Raw genomic sequence first — 19,694 nt, 5'->3', positions numbered from 1 at the left:
CGGCACGGGCCATGGCGGGCGCCTGAGCCGCTGGATAATGAACCATCCGGTACGTACGCTGCGGGCCGTGAGACTCGTTGCCGACCCCGACACCGTGCAGGTCGGCCTCATCGGTGCGGGCATCGGCCCGTCGCTCTCCCCCGCGCTCCACGAGCGCGAGGCGCGCGCGCTGGGGCTGGCGTACCGCTACACGCTGGTCGACCTCGACGCGCGGGGCCTGGGCCCCGCCGACGTCGGCGACCTCCTCGCCGAGGCCCGCCACGCCGGCCTGCGGGGCGTCAACGTCACCCACCCCGTCAAGCAGCGGATCCTGCCCCACCTCGACGCGCTCTCCCCCGACGCCGCGGCGATCGGGGCGGTCAACACCGTGCTGTTCGACGGGGAGCGCAGCCTGGGCCACAACACCGACTGGTCGGGGTTCGCCGCGGCCCTGCGGACGGGCCTGCCCGGGGCCGCGCTCGGACGGGTCGCCGTGCTCGGGGCCGGTGGTGCCGGCGCCGCCGCGGCCCACGCGCTGCTCACCGCCGGGGCCGGCGCCGTCGACGTCCTCGACGTCGACGCCGACCGGGCCCGCGAGCTCGTCGCCCGGCTCGACGCGACCTTCGGCCCCGGCCGCGCGCACGCCGCCACGGCCGACGCGATCGGCGATGTCCTGCCCTCGGCCGACGGCCTGGTCCACGCCACCCCGACCGGCATGGCCGACCACCCCGGCCTCCCCGTCCCGGCCACGGTCCTGCACCCGCGCCTGTGGGTCGCCGAGATCGTCTACCGCCCGCTGCGGACCGCCCTGCTGGAAGCCGCGGCCGGGATCGGGTGCCCGACGCTCGACGGCGGCCTGATGGCGGTGCACCAGGCCGCCGACGCCCTGCACCTGTTCACGGGGCTGGCGCCCGACACCGCCCGGATGCGCCGCCACCTGCACGAGCTCGTCGGTGAACCAGCCCAGCCCGACCCCCGGGAGGACCACCGTGCCGGCTGACCCCCGCACCGCCGTCGCCACGGTGTGCCTCTCCGGCGCCCTGGAGGACAAGCTGGCCGCCGCCGCCACGGCGGGCTTCGACGGCGTCGAGATCTTCGAGCCCGACCTCGTCGCCTCGCCCATGTCACCGGGCGAGGTCCGGCTGCGCTGCGCGGACCTGGGCCTGTCGATCGACCTCTACCAGCCGTTCCGCGACCTCGACTCCACCGACGACGACCGCCTCGCCGCGAACCACCGCCGCGCCGAGCACAAGTTCGACGTCATGCGCGCGCTGGGCACCGACACCGTGCTCGTGTGCTCCTCGGTCGCCCCCGACGCCGTCGCGGACCCCGACCGGCTCGCCGGGCAGCTGCACGGCCTGGCCGACCGGGCCGCCGAGCGCGGTCTGCGGCTGGCCTACGAGGCGCTCGCGTGGGGCCGGCACGTCGACACCTGGGAGGCGTCCTGGGACGTCGTCCGGCGGGCCGACCACCCGGCGCTGGGACTCTGCCTCGACAGCTTCCACGTCCTCTCCCGCACGTCCGAGATCGACGGGATCGCCGGGATCCCCGGCGAGAAGATCTTCTTCCTCCAGCTCGCCGACGCCCCGGTGCTCTCGATGGACGTGCTGCAGTGGAGCCGCCACCACCGGCTCTTCCCCGGTCAGGGCGGCTTCGACCTGCCGCGCTTCCTCGGCGCGGTCCTGGGCGCCGGCTACGCGGGCCCGCTCTCGCTCGAGGTCTTCAACGACGTCTTCCGCCAGGCCGACCCCGTGCGCACCGCGGTGGACGGGCACCGCTCCCTGCTCGCGCTCGCCGAGGCCACGGCCGCCGGCGGCGCCGGCACCGACCCGGTGGGCGGACCGGCGCCGGCCGTCGAGGGCACGGCGTTCGTCGAGATCGCCACCGGGGGCGAGGACCCCGCGCTCGACGACGCGCTCACCGCCCTGGGCTTCGCCCGCACCGGGCAGCACCTCACCAAGCCCGTCGACCGCTGGGAGCAGGGCCGCGCCCGCATCCTGGTCCACCGCACCGAGGGCCCCTCCGCGGCGATCAGCGCGCTCGCGGTCGAGTCGGCGGACCCGCCGGCCGCGGCCCGACGGGCGGCCCGGCTCGGGGCGCCCCGCCTCGCCCGCGCGCACGGTCCCGCCGAGGCCGACCTCCCCGCCGTGACCGCCCCCGACGGCACGGCGCTGTTCTTCTGCCGGCCCGGTGTCGACGCCGACTGGAGCGGCGACTTCCGGGCCACGGGGAGTACGGGTGAGGGCCTGGGCGTCTCCGGCGTGGACCACGTCGGGCTCGCCCAGCCCTTCGACCACTTCGACGAGGCGACCCTGTTCTACCGCGCGGTGCTCGGGCTGCAGCCGGGCAGTGCCGGCGAGTTCGCGGCCCCGTTCGGCCTCGTGCGCAGCCGTGCCCTCGCCGATCCCGCCCGGCGCGTCCGCCTGGCCCTCACCGTCTCGCTGCTGCGTCGCGGCGAGTGGGCGCCCGGCATCCCGGAGCCGCAGTACATCGCGCTCGCCGTCGACGACGTCGTCACCGCCGCCCGCGCCGCGCGGGCGGCGGGGGCGCCCCTGCTCGGCATCCCGGACAACTACTACGACGACCTCGCCGCGCGCGTCGACCTGCCGCCCGACCGGCTCGCGGCGTACCGCGAGCTCGGCGTCCTGCACGACCAGGGTCCGGACGGCGCCTACCTGCAGGTCTGCACCGAGGTCCTCGCCGGGCGGATCTTCGTCGCCCTCGTCCAGCGGGTGGGCGACGACGACGGGTACGGCTGGACCGACACCCCGGTGCGCATGAGCGCCCACCGCCGGCAGCGCCTCGCGCGCCGAGCGCTCACCCCGGGCTGAGGCGGTCCTCCCGTGCCCGGACCGTCGGGGTGATCAGGCGCCGGGTCGACCGGCGGAAGGCCCAGAAGGCGACGACCGCAGCCACGAGGGTCATGGGCGTGCCCATCACGACCTTCGCGATCGCGAGCCCGCCGGTCGAGTCGATGCCGTAGAGCCACTGCGTCACCACGAAGCGGGCGGCGAACACGGCCGCGGCGGCCAGCGTCGCGACGTCGTGGGCGCGCCGGGCGGGCCGGTCCTGCCGCCACGCGTGGCCGCCGCCGTGCAGGGCGTTCCACGCGAGACCGGTCAGCGGCCGGCGGACGACGACCGACGCCGTGGTGGCGACGAGGCCGATCAGGGCGGCCACGATGCCGACGAGGAAGAAGTTGCTGGCCGAGCCGGTCCAGACCGCGATGCCGCTCGCGATCGCGACGCCGAACACGCCGCCGAGCACCGTCGTGGTGGGCTCGCCGCGCGCCCGGAAGATCGCGGCCTGCACCAGGGCGACGGCGAGGGCGATGCCCGCCGCGGCGAGCAGCGGGACGACGACGATCGCGACGGCGAACACCACCTGCGGGATCGCCGCACCCAGCACGCCCCACGGCCACCCGAGGCGCTCGAGCAACGTCATCGGCCGATCCCCGGGGCCGGGGACGGGCACCTCGTCGGTCGGGGTCTCGTCGACGTCCCCCGCGACGTCCCCGGGTCGCGAGGGGCACTGCGGCATCGGCGCTCTCATGGCGGTCCTCCGTCGTGGGAGCGGGCCCGGACGAGCTCGCATGCCCCCGACGAGACGCCGTGCCGCTGCGGCACACTCAACCGCTCGACCGCGTGAGCCCTGTCACTCCCCGAGCGGGGTGCGGTTCACGGGGCCGCCCCGTCGGCGCGGTGGACGTGGACGAGCGCGACGTCGTCGTCGTGGACGCCGCCGGTGAGGCTCGCGACGAGCCCGTCGCAGGCCGCGGCGGTGACCGGCCGGGGCAGCGCGGCGACCGCCTCCAGCAGCCACTCGATGCCCTGCGTGAGGTCGCGGGTGCGGCTCTCGACGAGCCCGTCGGTGTAGAGGAGGAGGTCGGCCCCGGGCGGGAACTCCGCGCGGCGCTCGGAGAACGCGCGGCCGACGCCGAGCGGCTGGGCCATGGCCTCCCCGAGCTGCTCGATCGTGCCGTCGGCGCGACGCAGCACGGCCGGCAGGTGCCCGGCGTTGGCGTACACGAGCGCCGCGTCCGGCCGGAGCACGGCGTAGAAGCAGGTGACGAAGGTCGGCTCGGCGAAGGTCTCGAGCAGCGCCGAGACGTAACGCAGCACGTCCGAGGGCGCCAGGCCGAGCACGGCGTAGGAGCGGATCGCGGTGCGGACCTGACCCATGATCGTGGCGGCGGTGACCCCGTGCCCGACGACGTCGCCGATGACGACCGCGGTGCCGCCGCCCGCGAGGGGGATGACGTCGAACCAGTCGCCGCCGATCTTGTGCCCGGTGGCGGCGGGCAGGTAGCGGGTGACGAGGTCCAGCCCCGGTACGGCGGGCGCCTCGGGCAGCATGCTGCGCGAGAGCTCGCGGGTGAAGTTCCGCTCGCGCTCGTAGAGCTGGGCGTTGTCCAGCGCGATGGCCGAGTAGCCGGCGATGCCCTCGGCCAGGTACTCGTGGCGGCCCGTGAACCGCCCGCGTTCGGGGTGGCCGAAGAAGAACCCGCCGAGCACCTCGCCGCTGGTCGGGCTGATCACCGAGACCGCGAGGTAGCTGCACACGGGCAGGTGTCCCTCGGGCATCCCGCGGTACGGGGTGTTGTGGCCGAAGCGCGGGTCGGCGGTGATGTCGCCGCTGCGGACGGTGCCCTCGCCGTCGAACGTCGGCGCGAACACCAGGGTGTTGCGCGGCATCGGGAAACGGGAGAAGGCCTCCCGGGGCACCCCGGAGAGCGTGTACAGGGTGTACGACTCGCCGAACTGGTTGATCAGGTTGTAGAAGAAGGCGCCGAACGCCGCCCCGACGGCCGTGGTCGCCGCGTCGGTGGCCTCCTGCACGAGCTGGTCGATGTCGAGCTGCGCGGTCAGCCGCCGGCCCACGGACTGCAGGGCGTCGATCACGGCGGCCTCGGTGCGCAGCGCCGCGACGGCGCTGCGCAGCCCGCCGGTCGCGGTGACCACCGCCTCGGCCGCGACCAGGTGGGTGCGGTCGACCGGGACCCGGGTGATCAGCGCCGTCCCACCGCCGGCGCCCTCACGGTCGGCGACGACGAGCCCGGCCGTCGCCCCCGGGACCAGCGCGGCGAGCTGCGCGTCGTCGGGCACCAGGACACCCGAGCCGTCCGCGGCGGGCAGGCCGGCGAGCCGGTCCGGGCCGAGCGCCACCCGCTCGACGGGCACCCGCTCCCCGTCCGGCGCGGTGAACACCCTGGCGAGCGCCGTCAGCAGGGCGTCCGCGTCGGGCCCCGGGCCGTCGGTGCCGGGCGGCGTCGCGGTCATCCCGGCGTCACCGGGCGGCGAGGGCGTCGGCGAGGGTCGCGTGGATCGCGAGCTCGTCGGTGAGGCGGGTCAGCTCCAGCGGACGCAGGACGAGCCGCCCGGTCGCCACGACGCGGACCGTGATCTCGCCGTCGAGCTGCCGGTGGGTGCGGACGAGCTCGGCCATGCCGGAGGAGGCCAGGAACGTCACCGCCGTCAGGTCGAGCACCAGCAGGGCCGGACGCAGCCGGGTGGCCCGCTCGACGGTCCGCCGCACCGCCGGCGCGAGCGCGAGGTCGAGGGCCCCGGACACCGCCAGGACGATGCCCTCGGGCACCTGATCGAGGGCCACCGAGCCCGCAGGCTCGTCCTCGAACGGGTCCCCGTCCACCGATCCGCGCCCGGTCATGGCGTCATCCTCCCGTGAAGTGTCGACGCGCCGACACCGGCTCCGGCCGAGGGATCGCGCCCGCGGCCGAGGTGACGATGTGCACCTTTCCCGCGACCTGGTGTGCACCTCGGCCCGCGGTGGCGCACGGTGTCGGACGGCACGGTGTCGGACGGACGTGACCGGCAGACGTCCAGCGGAGACAGGAGCATCGGGTGGACGACGAGGCGATCGTGCTGGCCGCGCCGCTCGTCCGGACCGACCCGCACCGCCCCGACACCGAGACCTGGCTGGGCCGTCCGGTGCCCGAGGGCTACACCGACATGATCGACCAGGTCCGGGAGCTCCTCGACCGCCTCGCCGGGGCCGCCCCGAGCGCCGAGGTCGTGCGGTCCACGACGAAGACCGTCGCGGAGCTGGGCGCCGCCCTGGCCGCCTACGAGGTCGACGAGCCCGACCAGCTCTCCGGACGGCTCGGATCCGCCCCCGGCCGCGCGCAGGTGGCCGGTCCCGCGCTGCACGTGGACGAGGTCGACGACGAGCGGATGACCGGGCGGGTCCGGTTCGGCCGGCACTTCCTGGGCAGCAACGGCGTCGTCCACGGCGGCGCGATCCCCTACCTGTTCGACGACCTGCTCGGCCGGCTCGCCCTCGGCGGGGGACGCCCGCGCTCCCGGACCGCCTACCTGCACGTCGACTACCGCTCCGTCGCCCCGATCGACACCGAGCTGCGCGTCGCGGCCTCCTTCGACCGCGCGGAGGGGCGCAAGCACTTCCTGCGCGGCACGCTCCACGACGGCGACCGCCTGTGCGCGGAGGCCACGGCCCTCTTCGTCGCGCTCACTCCGGGTCAGACCTGACCCACCCGACGTCGGCGCGGACGCTCCCGGAGACGTAGAACGCGGGCGCCGTCACCGACGTCCCGCACGACGGGCAGCGCCGACGCTCGCGGCGCCCGCCGTCGACCAGGAAGCCCGGTGGGAACCGACGGATGCGACCTCGGCACCACTCACCCGGGCAGATCAGATCCTGGTGCCACACCAGGTGCTCGCCGTCCGCCATGACCGCCGAGTCTCACCGGTCCGCGAGGACCTCCGGAGCGCCTCGACGGCAATTACTTCCCGCATGCCGTCCCGACGATCTCGCCGCCCGTGCGACTGCTCCCCCGACTGCCCCGCCACGGGGTCGTGACGGCCCAGCGGTATCGCCCACTCGCGGCGTCACCCCGGCGACCGGCGCAATTCGTGGGGAATCCGCGCCGACCAGCACCGCCGCCTCGGTCGGACTCGTTGTGCCTGGAGACCGGCCGGGTTGCAGACGGACGACCCGGGCCGGCTCCTCGCACGCTCCCCCGGTATCGGAGAAACCTGTGATCATCCTCGGCATCATCCTCATCGTCGTGGGCTACGTGGCCCCCGTCCCGAGCATCATCGCCACCATCGGCTGGATCCTCCTGGTCGTCGGCCTGATCCTCACCCTGCTCGGCGCCGTCGGGCGCCCCGTCGGACGCAAGACCTACTTCTAGGCACTCCCGGGGACCCGCCGGCGGCCGCTCGCTCGAGGGCCGCCGGCGGGTCGCCCCGGAGTGGGCACGCGGTGGTGTGCCTACGGTGGTGCGGACACCCCGTACCGAGAGGACACCCATGGCGACAGCGTCCGGCTCGGTCGGGGCCCACCTGGCGACCCGGCTCGTCCAGCTCGGCGTCGGCCACCTGTTCGGCCTCCCCGGGGACTTCAACCTGGCGCTCCTCGACGAGATGCTGCCGGTACCCGGGCTGGAGTGGGTCGGGTCGACGAACGAGCTCAACGCCTCGTACACCGCCGACGGCTACGCGCGCGTCGGGCGCCGGGTCGGGGCATTCGTCACCACCTACGGCGTCGGGGAGCTCTCCGCGGTCAACGGCGTCGCGGGCAGCTACGCCGAGGACGTCCCCGTCGTCCACGTCGTCGGGATGCCCTCGCGCGCCGCCATGGCCGCCGGCGCCCCGCTGCACCACACCTTCCTCGACGGCGACTTCCGCCGCTTCGAGCGCGTGTTCCGCGAGGTGACCGCGGCCCAGACCGTGCTCGAGCCCCACGACGCCGTCGCCGAGATCGACCGGGTCCTGCGGGTGGCCCTCGAGACGAGCAAGCCGGTGTACATCGGGGTGCCCGCCGACGTGGCCACGGCCGCCCCGGGCGCCGGTGCGGTCGAGCCGCTGGTCGCCCCGGCCGGCGACCCGGCCGGCCTCGCACAGTTCCGCGCCGGGCTGGCGGCGCACCTGCAGGGCCACGACGACGTCTGCGTCCTGGCCGGTCCGCGCGTGCACCGCCGGGGCCTCGAGCACGTCGTCGCCGGGCTCGCCGAGCTGCCCGGGGTCCGGGTCGCCTCGCAGTCCGGGTCGAAGGCGCTCGTCGACGAGGAGCACCGCGCCAGCCTGGGCACCTACCTCGGCGCCACCACCCGCTCCGACGCCGCCCGCGCCGCCGTCGACGAGGCCCGGCTCCTGGTCATGGCCGGCACGGTCCACAGCGACTTCACGACGGGGTTCTTCACCCACCGCTACGACCGCGAGGCCGCCGTGGAGCTCGCGGTCGACCACGCCCGGATCGGGCGCGCCGTGTACCCCCGCGTACGCCTCGAGGACTCGCTGCAGGTCCTCCACGAGCTCGTCGAGGCGGCGGGGTTCCCGCCGGCGCCCCCGGTCGAGCTCGCCCCGTCCGGCCACGACGTGCCGGACGCGGACGACGAGCCGCTCGACCACGCCCGCTTCTGGAGCCGGGTGCAGGGCTGGATCGCCCCCCGCACCACCCTCATCGCCGAAGCGGGCACCGCCTTCTACGGCGCCCTCGACCTGTCCCTGCCCCCCGAGTCCGACCTGCTCGGCAGCCCGGTCTGGTCGTCGATCGGCTTCACGCTGCCGGCCACGCTCGGCGCCGCGCTCGCGCGCCCCGACCGACGTCCCGTGCTCGTGATCGGTGACGGCTCGGCGCAGCTCACCGCGCAGGAGCTCGGGACGCTCTACGCCCGCGCGCCGGACGCGATCGTGCTCCTGCTCAACAACGACGGCTACACCGTCGAGCGCGCCATCCAGAGCCCGGACGCCGTCTACCAGGACATCACCGCGTGGGACTGGACCCGTCTGCCCGCCGCCCTGGGTGCCCCGGACGTGCACGCGGTGTGTGCCCGGACCGTCGGCGAGCTCCGTGCCGCCCTCGACCACGCCGGGACGCCGGGTACCGCGGCGTTCATCGAGGTCGTCCTGCCGCCGAAGGACGCGCCCCGTCTCCTGCTCGAGCTGGCCCGGGGCCTGTCGGCCACCGGCCGGGCGGCCTTCGAGACGTCCTGACCCCGAGCATGGGCCCGGTCAGCATCGGCCCCGTCAGCCTCGGATCGACGGGCCGTGGTTGCCGCTCCCGGAACGCCGCACTCTCGAGTCACACCCCCGAGAGCCCAGGAGCGATCCCATGCCACGCACACACCCCGACATCACCGTCCCCGACCTGACGGGCAGGCGCGCCGTCGTGACGGGAGCGAGCGACGGCGTCGGCCTCGGCATCGCCGCACGGCTCGCCGCCGCCGGCGCCGAGGTGGTCCTGCCCGTGCGGAACCCCCGGAAGGGCGAGGCGGCGCTCGCCGCGATCGCGGACCGGACGCCGGGGGCGGACGTCTCGCTGCGCACCCTCGACCTGTCCTCGCTCGCCTCGGTCGCCGACCTCGGCGCATCGCTGCGCGAGGAGGGCCTGCCGATCCACATCCTGATCAACAACGCCGGCGTCATGACCCCTCCGGACCGCCAGAGCACCGCCGACGGGTTCGAGCTGCAGTTCGGCACCAACCACCTCGGGCACGTCGCGCTGGTGGCCCACCTGATGCCGCTGCTGCGTGCCGGGCAGGCCCGCGTGACCTCGCAGATCAGCGTCGCGGCCCGCTCCGGCACGATCAACTGGCAGGACCTGGACTGGGAGCGCTCCTACGACGGGATGCGCGCCTACAGCCAGTCGAAGATCGCGTTCGGGCTCTTCGGCCTCGAGCTCGACCGGCGCAGCCGGGCGAACGGCTGGGGCATCACCAGCAACCTATCGCACCCCGGCATCGCGCCGACGAACCTGCTCTCCGCCCGCAGCGAGGTCGGCCGCGACCGCCCCACCCTGGGGCGGCGGGTCATCGGCGCCCTCTCCGCGCGCGGCATCCTCGTCGGCACCGCCGAGTCGGCGGGCCTCCCCGCGCTCCACGCGGCCACGTCCCCCGAGGCCGGTGGCGGGCTGTTCTACGGGCCGGGCGGCCCCGGGAACCTCGGGGGCGCGCCCGCGGAGCAGAAGCTCTACCCGCCGCTGCGCAGCGCCGAGGAGGCCGAGCGTGTCTGGACGGTCTCCGAGGAGCTGGCTCGGGTGGGCCTGATGACCGGGTGACGGCGAGCGCTCTCGTCCCGCCGGACGTCCGTGCTCAGTGTCCGACGAGACGCCGGCGGTTGCCCGACACGGACTGGTGCACGGGGGCGAGGACCTTGCCCACGAACTGCGCGGTGTCCCGCGGCGGGTTCACCACCGCGGCGTATCCCGCCCGGCCGAACGCGCTCGCCTTCTCGGTGACCATCCGCTGCAGCTCACGGCGCTCCTTGGCGTTCGGGGGCCACCCGCCCAGCACGAGCTGCGCGGTCCGGTAGGAGATGACGATCGGGGTCGAGACCGTGATCTCGACCAGCTGCATCCACGGGCGCAGCCACCCCGACCCGGACGTCGTGCTCGTGGTGTTCATCCTGTCCACGGTACGGACGGGGCGCCGGGACGCCCGCCGACCGTGCGGTCCGTGCCCGTCAGCGCGCGGACGGCGCGGGCGTCCGCGCACGTCAGGGCGGCCGCGGCCAGGTCGCGGGCGGTTTCGAGGTCGACCGCCCGGACGGCCTCCTTGACCGTGGCGGCGGCGCCCGGGGCGACGCTGAGCTCGCGGACCCCGAGGCCGACCAGGATCGGGACGGCGGCCTCGTCGCCGGCGAGTTCGCCGCACACCGCGACCAGCACGTCGTCCCCGGCCCCGTCCACCGTGGCCGCGATCAGCGCGAGCACCCCGGGGTCGAGGGCGTCGGCGAGGGCGGCGAGCTGGTCGTTGCCCCGCTCGGCGGCGAGCGTGTACTGGGTGAGGTCGTTGGTGCCGATCGAGAAGAAGTCGACGTGCGGGGCGAACGCGGCGGCCTTGAGCGCCGCGGCCGGGACCTCGACCATGATCCCGACCCGCAGGTCGGCCGGACGCCCCCGGCCCACGGCCTCGACGGCCTCGACCAGGGCCCGGCGGGCCGCGGTGAGCTCCTCGATCGCCGCGATCATCGGGAACATGACGTCGACGGGGTGGTCGTGGGCGACCCGCACGATCGCCGTCAGCTGGTCGGCGAGGATCCGCGGGCGGGCCAGCGCCAGGCGGATGCCGCGGACCCCGAGGAACGGGTTGGCCTCGGGCGCAACGGGCAGGTAGTCCAGCGGCTTGTCGCCGCCGACGTCGAGGGTGCGCAGCGTGATCCGCCGGCCGTCCATGGCCTCCGCGATCGCGCGGTAGGACGCCTCCTGCTCGTCGACGGTCGGGGCCTCCCGCCGGTCGAGGAACCCGAACTCGGTGCGCACCAGCCCGGCGAGGTCGGCCCCGTGGGCGGCCCGGGCGTCGGCAGGAGACCCGAGGTTGGCGCCGACGAGCACGGTGGTCCCGTCGCGGGTGACGGCCGGTTCGTGCGCCCGGCGCCGCGCGTCGTCGCGGCGCCGGTCGAACGCCGCGGCCCGGTCGCGGAAGGCGGCCAGCGTGGGTTCGTCGGGGTCCACGACGACCTCGCCGGTACCCCCGTCCACGACGAGGAGCGCGGCCTCGCCGGCCCGGGCGGCGAGCGCGGCGCCGACCCCGACGACGGCGGGCACGCCGCGGGCGCGCAGCAGGATCGCGGCGTGCGCGGTGGGGCTGCTGCCGGCGAGGACGACCGCGGGCGTGCGCGCCGGGTCGAGCGCGGCGGCGTCGGCGGGGGTCAGGTCGTCGGCGACGAGGATCCCGTCCGGCGCGGTGTCCTGCTCCTCGGTGCCGCCGAGGGCGCGCAGCACCCGATCGCGCACGTCGCGCACATCGGCGGCGCGGGCGCGCAGGTACTCGTCCGCGGCGGCCGCGAACCCCCGCTCCACCTCGTCGAGGGCGTCCGCCCAGGCGCGCGCGGCGTCGGCGCCGCCGTCGATGCGGGCGGCGGCGTCGTCGAGCAGGTCGGGATCGTCGAGCAGCAGCACCTGGGCGTCGAAGATGGCGGCCTCGGCCTCGCCGATCTCGCGGGCGGCGGTGTCGCGGACGCCTCGCAGCTGGTCGCGGGCCCGGGTCCGCGCCTCGTCCAGGCGGCCGCGCTGCTCGTCCGGGGTGCCGGGCCGGGCGTCGGGGACGGTGACGGCGGCACGGCGCGCGATCCGCACGGGCCCGATCCCGATGCCGGGCGAGGCCGGGATCGGTCGGTGGCCGGTCCGGTTCTCGACGTCGTCCGGGGTCGGGGGCGGGGCCGGTGGCGGGCCCGCCTCGCCGAACCCGTCCTCCGCGAGCCCGAGGACCCGGCGCAGCGCCTCCGCCGCGTCGCCGCCCCGGGCCCGCACTTCGACCTCGTGGCCGTGCAGGGCGCCCAGGGTCGCGACCTTCGACAGGCTCGCCGCGGACACCTCCGGCCCGTCGAGCGTGACGTTGCGCAGCCGCACCTCGGCGTCGAGACCGTGCAGGGCCCGCACCAGCTGCGCCGCGGGCCGGGCGTGGAGCCCGTGCGGCATCGCGACGGTGAAGGACCCGCGCTCGTCGTCGCTGGACGGCGCGGTGCCGGCGGGCTCGTGCGGGGACGGGGACGGGGACGGGCCGAGATGGGCCGCCTTGGCCTCCAGGGCGTCGCCCGCCTCGGCGGCGACGGTCGCGGCCGGGGCGCCCCCGGCCGCGCTGACCGAGGCCAGCACGAGGCCCTCGACCAGCGGGGCGGGGGTGAGCACCACGCGCTCGCGGACGTCGTCGTCGACCATCTCGAGGGCCAGCTCGGCGGAGAGCACCGCGCTGCCCATGTCCATGAGCACGACCACCCCGTCGCCCTGGTCGGCGCGGGCGACGGCCTCGCTGATGGCGATCGCGTCGGTGCCGAAGCCGCCGCCGTCGAGGCCGGCGGCGATCTCGATCGGACCACGGCCGTCCTGCAGCATCTCCCCCGCCAGCGCCACCGCCGCCTCCGCGAGGGCCCGGCTGTGGGACACGACGACGATCCCGACGGTCACGCACCCTCCGCGGCGGCCTCGTCGGTCGCGCTGGCGGCCGCGGCGACCAGCAGGGCGGCCGACGTCGCGCCCGGGTCCTGGTGGCCCACGCTGCGCTCCCCGAGGTAGCTCGCGCGGCCCTTGCGGGCGGTCATCGGCGTGGTCGCGTCGCGCCCAGCGTCGGCGGCCCTCGACGCGGCGCGCAGGGCGGCCCTCAGGGGTTCGCCGTCGCCCAGCGAGGCGTCGAGCGCGTCCAGGGCCGGCCCGAGCGCGTCGTAGAGGGTCTTGTCGCCGAGCTCGGTCTTCCCGCGCGCGACCAGCCCCTCGACGCCCGCCCGCAGGGCCTTGGCGAACGTCTCGGGCCCCAGGGTGGTCTCGCCGCCGACGGCCGACGCCATGCGCAGGAACAACGTCCCGTACAGCGGCCCGCTCGTGCCGCCGACCGTGCGGATCAGCACCATGCCGGTCTGCTTGAACAGCGCCGCGGGGTCGGCGGGCGGCGTCGCGGCGAGCCCGTCGACGACCGCGGCCATCCCGCGGTGCATGTTCGCCCCGTGGTCGGCGTCGCCGATCGCGGCGTCGAGGGACGTGAGCTCCTCCTGGTGCTCGGCGACGGACGCGGCGTAGATCCGCAACCACCGCTCGAGGCCGTCGACGTCGAGACCCGCCATCACATCCCCCATCGCAGGCCGGAGGTGGCCACCGGCGCGTCCCAGAGCCGCAGCAGCTCGTCGTCGAGCTGCGTGATGCTGACCGAGCACCCGGCCATGTCCAGGCTGGTGACGTAGGGCCCGACCAGGGTGCGGACCGGGACGACGCCGGCCTTGTCCAGCAGGGCGGTGATCTCGCCGTACATCAGGTACAGCTCGAGCAGCGGTGTCGCGCCCGTGCCGTTGACGAACACGAGCACGCCGCCCCCACCGGTGAAGTCGCGGTCCGCGAGCACGGGGTCGACCAGCATCTGGGCGATCTCGCGCGCGGGCGCGAGCGGGACACGACGCCGGCCCGGCTCGCCGTGGATGCCGATCCCGATCTCGATCTCGTCGTCGGGGAGGTCGAAGGTGGGGCTGCCCTTGGCCGGGACGGTGCAGGACGTCAGAGCCATCCCCATGCTGCGGGAGTTGTCGTTGACGCGGCGGGCCAGGTCGGCGAGCTCGGAGAGGCTGCGCCCCTGCTCGGCGGCGGCGCCGACGATCTTCTCGACGGCGATGGCGGCACCGGTCCCGCGTCGCCCGGCGGTGAAGAGGCTGTCCTCGACGGCGACGTCGTCGTTCATCACCACGGCCTCGACCGTCGTGTCGGTCTCCGCGGCGGCGAGCTCGGCGGCCATGTCGAAGTTCATGACGTCGCCGGTGTAGTTCCAGACGAGGTGCAGCACGCCGGCGCCGCCGTCGATCTTCTTGGTGGCCTCGGCCATCTGGTCGGGCACGGGCGAGGTGAAGACCTCGCCGGCGCAGACCGCGTCGAGCATCCCGGGGCCGATGAACCCGGCATGCGCGGGCTCGTGGCCGCTGCCCCCGCCGGAGAGCAGCCCGACCTTGCCCGACACGGGCGCGTCGGCGCGGTAGATGATCCGGTTCTCGTGGTCGACACGCAGCTCGGGATGAGCGCGGTCCAGCCCGCGCAGGGACTCCGCGACGAGGTCGGCCGGGTCGTTGAGAAGCTTCTTCATGATTCGACTCCTGACGTAGAGCGCCGGGCCGACGATGGTCGTTCCGCCAGGTCCGGGCAAGGGTCCGGACGGCCGAGACGATCAGCGATCGGCCCGGGCGAGCCACCACGCCACGACATCTCTCTTGGTGTAGCCGACCGGTCGCGCGACGTCACCGGCTCCGGGGTCGTCCGGCGCGTCCATCGCCCGCCGCAGGCCGTCGGCCAGGCTCGCCACGTCGCCCGGGGTCGTGAGGGTGACGAGCGGGTGCCCGCGCAGGTCGTCGGCGAGGCCCGTCTCCGTCGTCGTCACCACGTGGCAGCCGTGCGTCAGCCCCTCCACCAGCGGCAGCCCGATCTGCTCGCGCCACCCCCGGAGCCGGACCGACGGCATGGCGACCACGGCGCTGGAGCGCAGGAGCGCGTGCACGACCTCCCGGGGCGGGCGCCGCCGGATCGACACCCCGGCCGGCAGGTCCGGCTCGCCCTCCCCGGCGGGGTCGCACACCACCATCCGCCAGCCCTGCTCGACCGCGCCCGCGCGTTCCCAGGCCTCCATGAGCACGGGGAACCCCTTGCGCGCGCCGGGGGCGCCCAGGACCAGGACGGTGCGGTCGCGGGGCGTCCCGGCCGGGGGCCCGCACACGCGGCAAGCGTCGAGCCGGGGCGTCAGGACGGTGTGACGCGCGCGTCGCAGCGACCACCCGAACGCCCGTCGATAGTTCTCCGCCGCGCCGGTCGTCCCGAAGACCACCGCGTCGAGCAGCAGCAGGGAGAGGCCGAGCCCGACGGTGGCGACCCGGGTCGCCGCCGCCCCCAGCACGGGCCGGCCGTCGAGGGACCGGAAGCTCAGCCGCTCTCGCGCGTCGAGGTTCTCGATGGCGTAGGTGGCGATCCGCACACGGCGCCGGCCCGGATGCACCGCGCGCAGCACCTTGACCAGGACGACGGAACGCAGGGCCCGGACCCACTCCCCGACCCACAGTGGCTCGGCGACCTCGAGGAGCTCCAGCTCGGGGTCCCGCACGGCCCGCAGCAACGCCGACCAGCTGAAGGGACGCACGTCCGGGTGCGCCAGCAGGGCGGGGTCGGCGTCCCCGAGCTCCGAGGTGACGAGCAGCACCTGGCCCGCCGGCATCTCCTCCACGACCGAGCTCCGCAGGTTCGGGACGATCCGCAGCGTCTGCACCGCAGCTGGTACCCCGCCGGCGCCGGACCAATCCGGCTGTCCGAGATGACGCCGTGGGCCGTCGAGGAGCTCGCCGTCGCGGGGTGAGCGTCGCGGGGTGAGCGTCGCGCGGTGAGCTCCGGCATGGCCCGCCGTGGCCCCTCACTGCGCTACCGTCGCTCCCTGCCCGGCCGCCGAGGACGGAGGCGCTGTGTCGCGGACGGGATGGCTCGGGGAGCGCGGCGCAGGCAGGTGGCGGCGCGTGGCCGTGGCGGCCGTGCTGCTGCTCGGGCTGGTGATCGAGGCGACCCACCAGATCACGACCGGCAACCACGCACCGGACCACACGATCGTCGACGTCTGGCTCCCTTCCGGACTCATCCTCGCCTCGAGTGCGGTCTGCGTGTGGGGCGCGCGCCACCGGCGGACGAGCCCGTCACGTCACGCGTGGTGGTGCTTCGCCGCGGCGCTGCTGCTCTTCGCCCTTGCGGAGATCCTGTGGGGGGCGCTGTACGGCGACGGCGGCGACGTGCCCACCCCGAACATCACCGACGCGCTCTACCTCGGGACCTACCCGCTGTTCATGGCGGGGCTCGTCCTGATGGTCCGGGCCCGGGTCACCGACGTCCCCTGGCACCGGTGGCTCGACGGCTTCGTCCTGGTGCTCCTCGTCGCGACCCCCGGCGTCCTGCTCGTGATCGTCCCGGTGCTGCAGAACGCCCCGATCGATCCCGCCGGGCAGTTCGTGAGCGTCGCCTATCCCCTCGGCGACGTGCTGCTCATCGGGGCGCTGCTCGGCACGCTCCCGCTGATGTCGTGGCGTCTGTACGGCAGCTGGCCGTGGGTCGGCCTCGGGCTCGTGTGCCTCACCGTCGCCGACTCCGCCTACAGCCTCACCGCCGCCGACGTCCTCGCCCACCGCGGCCCCTACGACTTCCTCTGGAGCGCCGGAGCCCTCGCGTTCGCCGTCGGCGCCACCCGGTTGCCCGGCCACCCGCGCCCGTCGCGGGAGATCACCGGCTGGCCCGCGATCGCCCTTCCGCTGTTCGCCCAGGCGGTCGCCGTCGCCACCCAGGTCTACGGGTGGTTCCGGCCGCTGCCCCCCGCCGAACGGCTGCTGACCATCGCCGTGCTGGTCCTCGGCATCGCCCAGATCATCGTGTCCCGCCCCCGCCCCCGGCCCCGCCCCCGGCCCCGGTCGTCGGACGAGACGGACGAGACGACCGGGGCGGGCCGCGACGGTGACTGATCAGGGCAGCATGCGTCGCTACGCGGCCTCGACCTTCGGCATGATGTCGTTCTTGATCCGCTTGAGGTCGTCGAGCGTCTTCGCCACCGGCACGTCGGTGAAGGGCGGCCAGATCAGCGGCATCGTCAGGCCGGCCTCCTTGTAGGCTTTGAGCCGGTCGGTGAGCTGCTTCTCGGTGCCCACCAGCAGGTTGGACGCGACGCCGTTGTCGGTCTGGTCGGTCTCCTCGTCGGTGATGACCGTCCAGATCATGCTGCAGATCTCGAGGTCCTTCGAGCGCTTCGGGCTCCCGATCTCCTCGAACTGCTGGTCGATGGCCGTGAGCCACTTCCCGAGGCTGTCCGGCGAGTCCTGGATGCCGATGAACCCGTCGAGGTCGTACTTCGAGATGCGCTTCGCCGCCCGCAGCGGGTCCTTGAGCCCGCTCATGAACATCGGCGGGCGCGGCTGCTGCAGGGGCTTCGCCCCGAAGCCGCAGCGGTCGAAGTCGGCGAACTCGCCGTGGTACTCGAAGTGCTCGTTGCCCCAGATGCCCTGCAGCACCTCGATCGTCTCGCGGACGTGCTTGTGCCGCTTCGGGAAGATGTGCGCGGCGCTCGCGGCCGCGAACTCCTCGGGCATCCACCCGGCTCCGAGGCCGACGTTCAGGCGGCCTCCGGCGAGGTGGTCGATGGTCGCGAGCTCCGCGGCGAGCACCCCGGGCGCGCGGAACGGGGTGTCGATGATGCTCATCCCGATGCGCACCGTCGACGTCTTCGCCGCGAGCCACGGGATCAGCGGGAAGCCCTGGAAGAAGCCTCCCGTCGAGGCCACGGGGAGGGCGTTGGGGAGCCCGTCCATCATGCCGAACGAGTACTGGAGCTCCCCACGGTCCGAGGCCTCCGGGACGACGATCCGGTCGAGCGTCCAGACGGAGTCGAACGCGAGCTCCTCGGCGAGGTCGGTCAGGTCCTCGAGCTCCTTGATGGTGACCTCGGTACGGAAGTTCGGCAGGTAGAGAGCGAGCTTCATCGGGGACGGTCTCCTTGCCCTCGGAGCGACGTGGATCACAGTGGCCGACGATGACGCTCCCGCACCTCCTGATCCAGGGCAAGCGTTGCGTCCAACCGGAGCACCTCCCGCGACACCGGCCCGGCTGGCATGATCCGCACTCCGATGACCACGACCTCCCGCCGTCCCGGGACCTTCGCCGAGCTCTGGCTGCGCGCCGTCGCCCGGCACGCCGACCGCCCGTTCCTCGTGTTCCGCAGCGAGGACGGCGAGATCGACACGTGGACCTACGACGAGTTCGACGGCCTCGTCCGCGACACCATGGCGCTGCTCGCAGCGCACGGCGTCGGCCGCGGGGACGCCGTGCACCTGTGCCTGCGCAACTGCCCCGGGTTCATCGCGCTCTGGCTCGCCACCACCGAGCTCGGGGCCTGGATGGTGCCCGTGGACCCGGCCTCGACGAGCCGCGACGTCGAGACCCAGGTCGCCCGCGTACGCCCGAAGATGGGCTTCTGCGCGAGGTCGCGGAAGGACATCTACCTCGCCGGCACGGAGGGCGCGGGCCTGCGGAGCATCGCCCTCGAGGAGACCGCCGCGGACGTGCGTCCGGGCGGGCGCCTGCGGGCCGGGGACGGCCGGACCGCCGAGGTGGAGGCCGTGGAGCCGGACACCCGGCTCGCCGTCATGTTCACCTCCGGCACGACGTCGCAGCCCAAGGGCGTCGTGCTGACCCAGGCCAACTACCGCCACGTCGCCGCGGGCATGGCCGACGCCGCGGACCTCGGTACCGAGAACCGGTGGCTGGTCACCCTGCCGCTGTTCCACGCGAACGCGCAGTTCTACTGCTTCGCCCCGGCGATCGAGGTCGGCGCCTCCGTCGCCCTCACCGCGACGTTCTCGGCGAGCCGGTGGGTCGCCACGGCGACCGAGCTCGGCGCCACCCACGCCAGCCTGTTCGCCGCGCCCGTGCGCATGATCCTGGCGCGGACCCCGGAGGGCACCCCGCCCGCCCGGCTGCGCCACGTCTGGTTCGCCCAGAGCCTGGGCCGGGACCACCACCGCGAGTTCTCCGAGCTCGTCGGCACCCTGCCGCGCCAGGTCTACGGGATGACCGAGACGACCACGGTCGTCACCGCCGACCGCGGCGATCCGCCGAGCCACGAGCTGATCGGGGAGCCGGTGCCCGGCCGCCGGGTCCGCCTCGTCGACCCGTCCACCCACGCCGACGTCGAGCCGGGCTCGCCCGGGATGATCATCGTGGCGGGCGAGCGGGGCGTCGACCTGTTCGCGGAGTACCTCGACGACCCCGCGGTCACCGACCGCACGTTCACGACCGACGCGGACGGCGTGACCTGGCTGGTCACCGGCGACCTCGCGGTGCAGGTCGACAGCCCGTCGTCAGGCCCCGGCGCGCTCCGGTTCGTCGGACGCGCCGACGACGTCATCAAGGTCGCCGGGGAGAACGTCAGCCTCACCGAGATCGAGGCGGTCCTCGCCCAGGCCCCGGGCGTGCTCGAGGTCGCGGTGGTCGCCCGCGCCGACGCGGTCCGCGACCAGGTGCCCGTCGCCTATGTCGTCGCCCGCGACCCGCACCGCGCCCCGACCGTCGACGAGCTCGCCACCTGGGCCGCCGGTCAGCTCACGCCGCAGGCCCGGCCGCGCGAGTGGCACCTCATCGACGGCCTGCCCCGCACCAGCGTCGGCAAGGTGCGCCGCTTCAAGATCGGCACCGACGACGCCTGAGCGGCGAATCTGCCGACGCCGGGCGTTTGTTGCTTTCCCGGTGCACCCCTC

At 75.0% G+C, this 19,694-nt stretch carries 17 protein-coding genes; 8 read left to right on the top strand and 9 right to left on the bottom strand.

The features are described 5' to 3' along the window. The first annotated feature begins 67 nt into the window (after positions 1-67). Complete coding sequence (locus OG774_RS28560; RefSeq protein ID WP_328305700.1) at positions 68-979, top strand: shikimate dehydrogenase; 912 nt, start codon at positions 68-70, stop codon at positions 977-979. Continuing rightward, complete coding sequence (locus tag OG774_RS28555; RefSeq protein ID WP_328305699.1) at positions 969-2,810, top strand: sugar phosphate isomerase/epimerase and 4-hydroxyphenylpyruvate domain-containing protein; 1,842 nt, start codon at positions 969-971, stop codon at positions 2,808-2,810. The genes OG774_RS28560 and OG774_RS28555 overlap by 11 nt, the downstream gene beginning before the upstream one ends. On the opposite strand, the gene OG774_RS28550 is transcribed toward OG774_RS28555, so the two are convergent. From OG774_RS28550 to OG774_RS28540, 3 genes are all read right to left on the bottom strand, one after another. Beyond that, the gene (locus OG774_RS28550) at positions 2,797-3,531 is read right to left on the bottom strand and encodes a DUF3159 domain-containing protein (protein WP_328305698.1); all 735 of its coding nucleotides are present in this window, start codon (positions 3,529-3,531) and stop codon (positions 2,797-2,799) included. The genes OG774_RS28555 and OG774_RS28550 overlap by 14 nt on opposite strands. Before the next feature lie 125 nt (positions 3,532-3,656). Next, a complete protein-coding gene (locus OG774_RS28545) occupies positions 3,657-5,258 on the bottom strand; it encodes a PP2C family protein-serine/threonine phosphatase (protein ID WP_328305697.1) in 1,602 nt (533 codons plus the stop codon). A 7-nt stretch (positions 5,259-5,265) separates the two neighbouring features. Beyond that, positions 5,266-5,646 carry an STAS domain-containing protein gene (locus OG774_RS28540; RefSeq protein WP_328305696.1) on the bottom strand — a complete coding sequence of 127 codons (381 nt, stop codon included), beginning with the start codon at positions 5,644-5,646 and terminating at the stop codon, positions 5,266-5,268. Between the two features lie 194 nt (positions 5,647-5,840). On the opposite strand from OG774_RS28540, the gene OG774_RS28535 reads away from it, so the two are divergent. The 4 genes from OG774_RS28535 to OG774_RS28520 all read left to right on the top strand — a co-directional run bounded on the left by OG774_RS28535 (position 5,841) and on the right by OG774_RS28520 (position 10,017). Further along, positions 5,841-6,485, top strand: coding sequence for a PaaI family thioesterase (locus tag OG774_RS28535; RefSeq protein ID WP_328305695.1), 645 nt, complete (start codon positions 5,841-5,843; stop codon positions 6,483-6,485). A 509-nt stretch (positions 6,486-6,994) separates the two neighbouring features. After that, complete coding sequence (locus OG774_RS28530) at positions 6,995-7,150, top strand: DUF6131 family protein (protein ID WP_274191524.1); 156 nt, start codon at positions 6,995-6,997, stop codon at positions 7,148-7,150. A 118-nt stretch (positions 7,151-7,268) separates the two neighbouring features. Then, positions 7,269-8,954 (top strand): alpha-keto acid decarboxylase family protein, encoded by a 1,686-nt coding sequence (locus OG774_RS28525; RefSeq protein WP_328305694.1) that lies wholly within the window; start codon positions 7,269-7,271, stop codon positions 8,952-8,954. Positions 8,955-9,072: 118 nt separating this feature from the next. Next, positions 9,073-10,017 carry an SDR family oxidoreductase gene (locus OG774_RS28520; protein ID WP_328305693.1) on the top strand — a complete coding sequence of 315 codons (945 nt, stop codon included), beginning with the start codon at positions 9,073-9,075 and terminating at the stop codon, positions 10,015-10,017. A gap of 34 nt (positions 10,018-10,051) precedes the next feature. Here OG774_RS28520 and OG774_RS28515 read toward each other — a convergent pair whose 3' ends face one another. From OG774_RS28515 to OG774_RS28495, 5 genes are all read right to left on the bottom strand, one after another. Next, positions 10,052-10,363: a hypothetical protein gene (locus OG774_RS28515; RefSeq protein WP_328305692.1), complete on the bottom strand. Its 312-nt coding sequence runs from the start codon at positions 10,361-10,363 to the stop codon at positions 10,052-10,054. Further along, positions 10,360-12,864, bottom strand: coding sequence for a phosphoenolpyruvate--protein phosphotransferase (gene ptsP / locus OG774_RS28510; RefSeq protein ID WP_328305691.1), 2,505 nt, complete (start codon positions 12,862-12,864; stop codon positions 10,360-10,362). The genes OG774_RS28515 and ptsP overlap by 4 nt, the downstream gene beginning before the upstream one ends. After that, positions 12,861-13,514, bottom strand: a complete 654-nt coding sequence (gene dhaL / locus OG774_RS28505; RefSeq protein ID WP_328305690.1) for a dihydroxyacetone kinase subunit DhaL — start codon at positions 13,512-13,514, stop codon at positions 12,861-12,863. The genes ptsP and dhaL overlap by 4 nt, the downstream gene beginning before the upstream one ends. Further along, the gene (dhaK, locus tag OG774_RS28500; RefSeq protein ID WP_328305689.1) at positions 13,514-14,515 is read right to left on the bottom strand and encodes a dihydroxyacetone kinase subunit DhaK; all 1,002 of its coding nucleotides are present in this window, start codon (positions 14,513-14,515) and stop codon (positions 13,514-13,516) included. The genes dhaL and dhaK overlap by 1 nt, the downstream gene beginning before the upstream one ends. Positions 14,516-14,596: 81 nt before the next feature. After that, a complete protein-coding gene (locus OG774_RS28495) occupies positions 14,597-15,631 on the bottom strand; it encodes a glycosyltransferase (protein WP_328311194.1) in 1,035 nt (344 codons plus the stop codon). Between the two features lie 292 nt (positions 15,632-15,923). On the opposite strand from OG774_RS28495, the gene OG774_RS28490 reads away from it, so the two are divergent. Next, the gene (locus OG774_RS28490) at positions 15,924-16,910 is read left to right on the top strand and encodes a hypothetical protein (protein ID WP_328305688.1); all 987 of its coding nucleotides are present in this window, start codon (positions 15,924-15,926) and stop codon (positions 16,908-16,910) included. 18 nt (positions 16,911-16,928) lie between these two features. On the opposite strand, the gene OG774_RS28485 is transcribed toward OG774_RS28490, so the two are convergent. Then, a complete protein-coding gene (locus OG774_RS28485) occupies positions 16,929-17,921 on the bottom strand; it encodes an LLM class flavin-dependent oxidoreductase (protein ID WP_328305687.1) in 993 nt (330 codons plus the stop codon). A gap of 144 nt (positions 17,922-18,065) precedes the next feature. Here OG774_RS28485 and OG774_RS28480 point away from each other — a divergent pair, with 144 nt between their 5' ends. Beyond that, on the top strand, positions 18,066-19,643 hold the full coding sequence (locus tag OG774_RS28480) for a class I adenylate-forming enzyme family protein (protein WP_328305686.1): 1,578 nt from the start codon (positions 18,066-18,068) through the stop codon (positions 19,641-19,643). The last annotated feature ends 51 nt before the right edge of the window (positions 19,644-19,694 follow it).

Source organism: Actinomycetospora sp. NBC_00405 (genome assembly GCF_036044095.1).
Taxonomy (GTDB): Bacteria; Actinomycetota; Actinomycetes; order Mycobacteriales; family Pseudonocardiaceae; genus Actinomycetospora; species Actinomycetospora callitridis.
This window is presented reverse-complemented; position numbering and strand designations above follow the sequence as displayed.

Coding starts and splice junctions, on each gene's coding strand:
- OG774_RS28550 (WP_328305698.1), bottom strand. CDS start 3,531: ATGAGAGCGCCGATGCCGCAGTGCCCCTCGCGACCCGGGGACGTCGCG.
- OG774_RS28545 (WP_328305697.1), bottom strand. CDS start 5,258: ATGACCGCGACGCCGCCCGGCACCGACGGCCCGGGGCCCGACGCGGAC.
- OG774_RS28540 (WP_328305696.1), bottom strand. CDS start 5,646: ATGACCGGGCGCGGATCGGTGGACGGGGACCCGTTCGAGGACGAGCCT.
- OG774_RS28525 (WP_328305694.1), top strand. CDS start 7,269: ATGGCGACAGCGTCCGGCTCGGTCGGGGCCCACCTGGCGACCCGGCTC.
- OG774_RS28520 (WP_328305693.1), top strand. CDS start 9,073: ATGCCACGCACACACCCCGACATCACCGTCCCCGACCTGACGGGCAGG.
- OG774_RS28515 (WP_328305692.1), bottom strand. CDS start 10,363: ATGAACACCACGAGCACGACGTCCGGGTCGGGGTGGCTGCGCCCGTGG.
- dhaL (WP_328305690.1), bottom strand. CDS start 13,514: ATGGCGGGTCTCGACGTCGACGGCCTCGAGCGGTGGTTGCGGATCTAC.
- dhaK (WP_328305689.1), bottom strand. CDS start 14,515: ATGAAGAAGCTTCTCAACGACCCGGCCGACCTCGTCGCGGAGTCCCTG.
- OG774_RS28495 (WP_328311194.1), bottom strand. CDS start 15,631: ATGCCGGCGGGCCAGGTGCTGCTCGTCACCTCGGAGCTCGGGGACGCC.
- OG774_RS28485 (WP_328305687.1), bottom strand. CDS start 17,921: ATGAAGCTCGCTCTCTACCTGCCGAACTTCCGTACCGAGGTCACCATC.
- OG774_RS28480 (WP_328305686.1), top strand. CDS start 18,066: ATGACCACGACCTCCCGCCGTCCCGGGACCTTCGCCGAGCTCTGGCTG.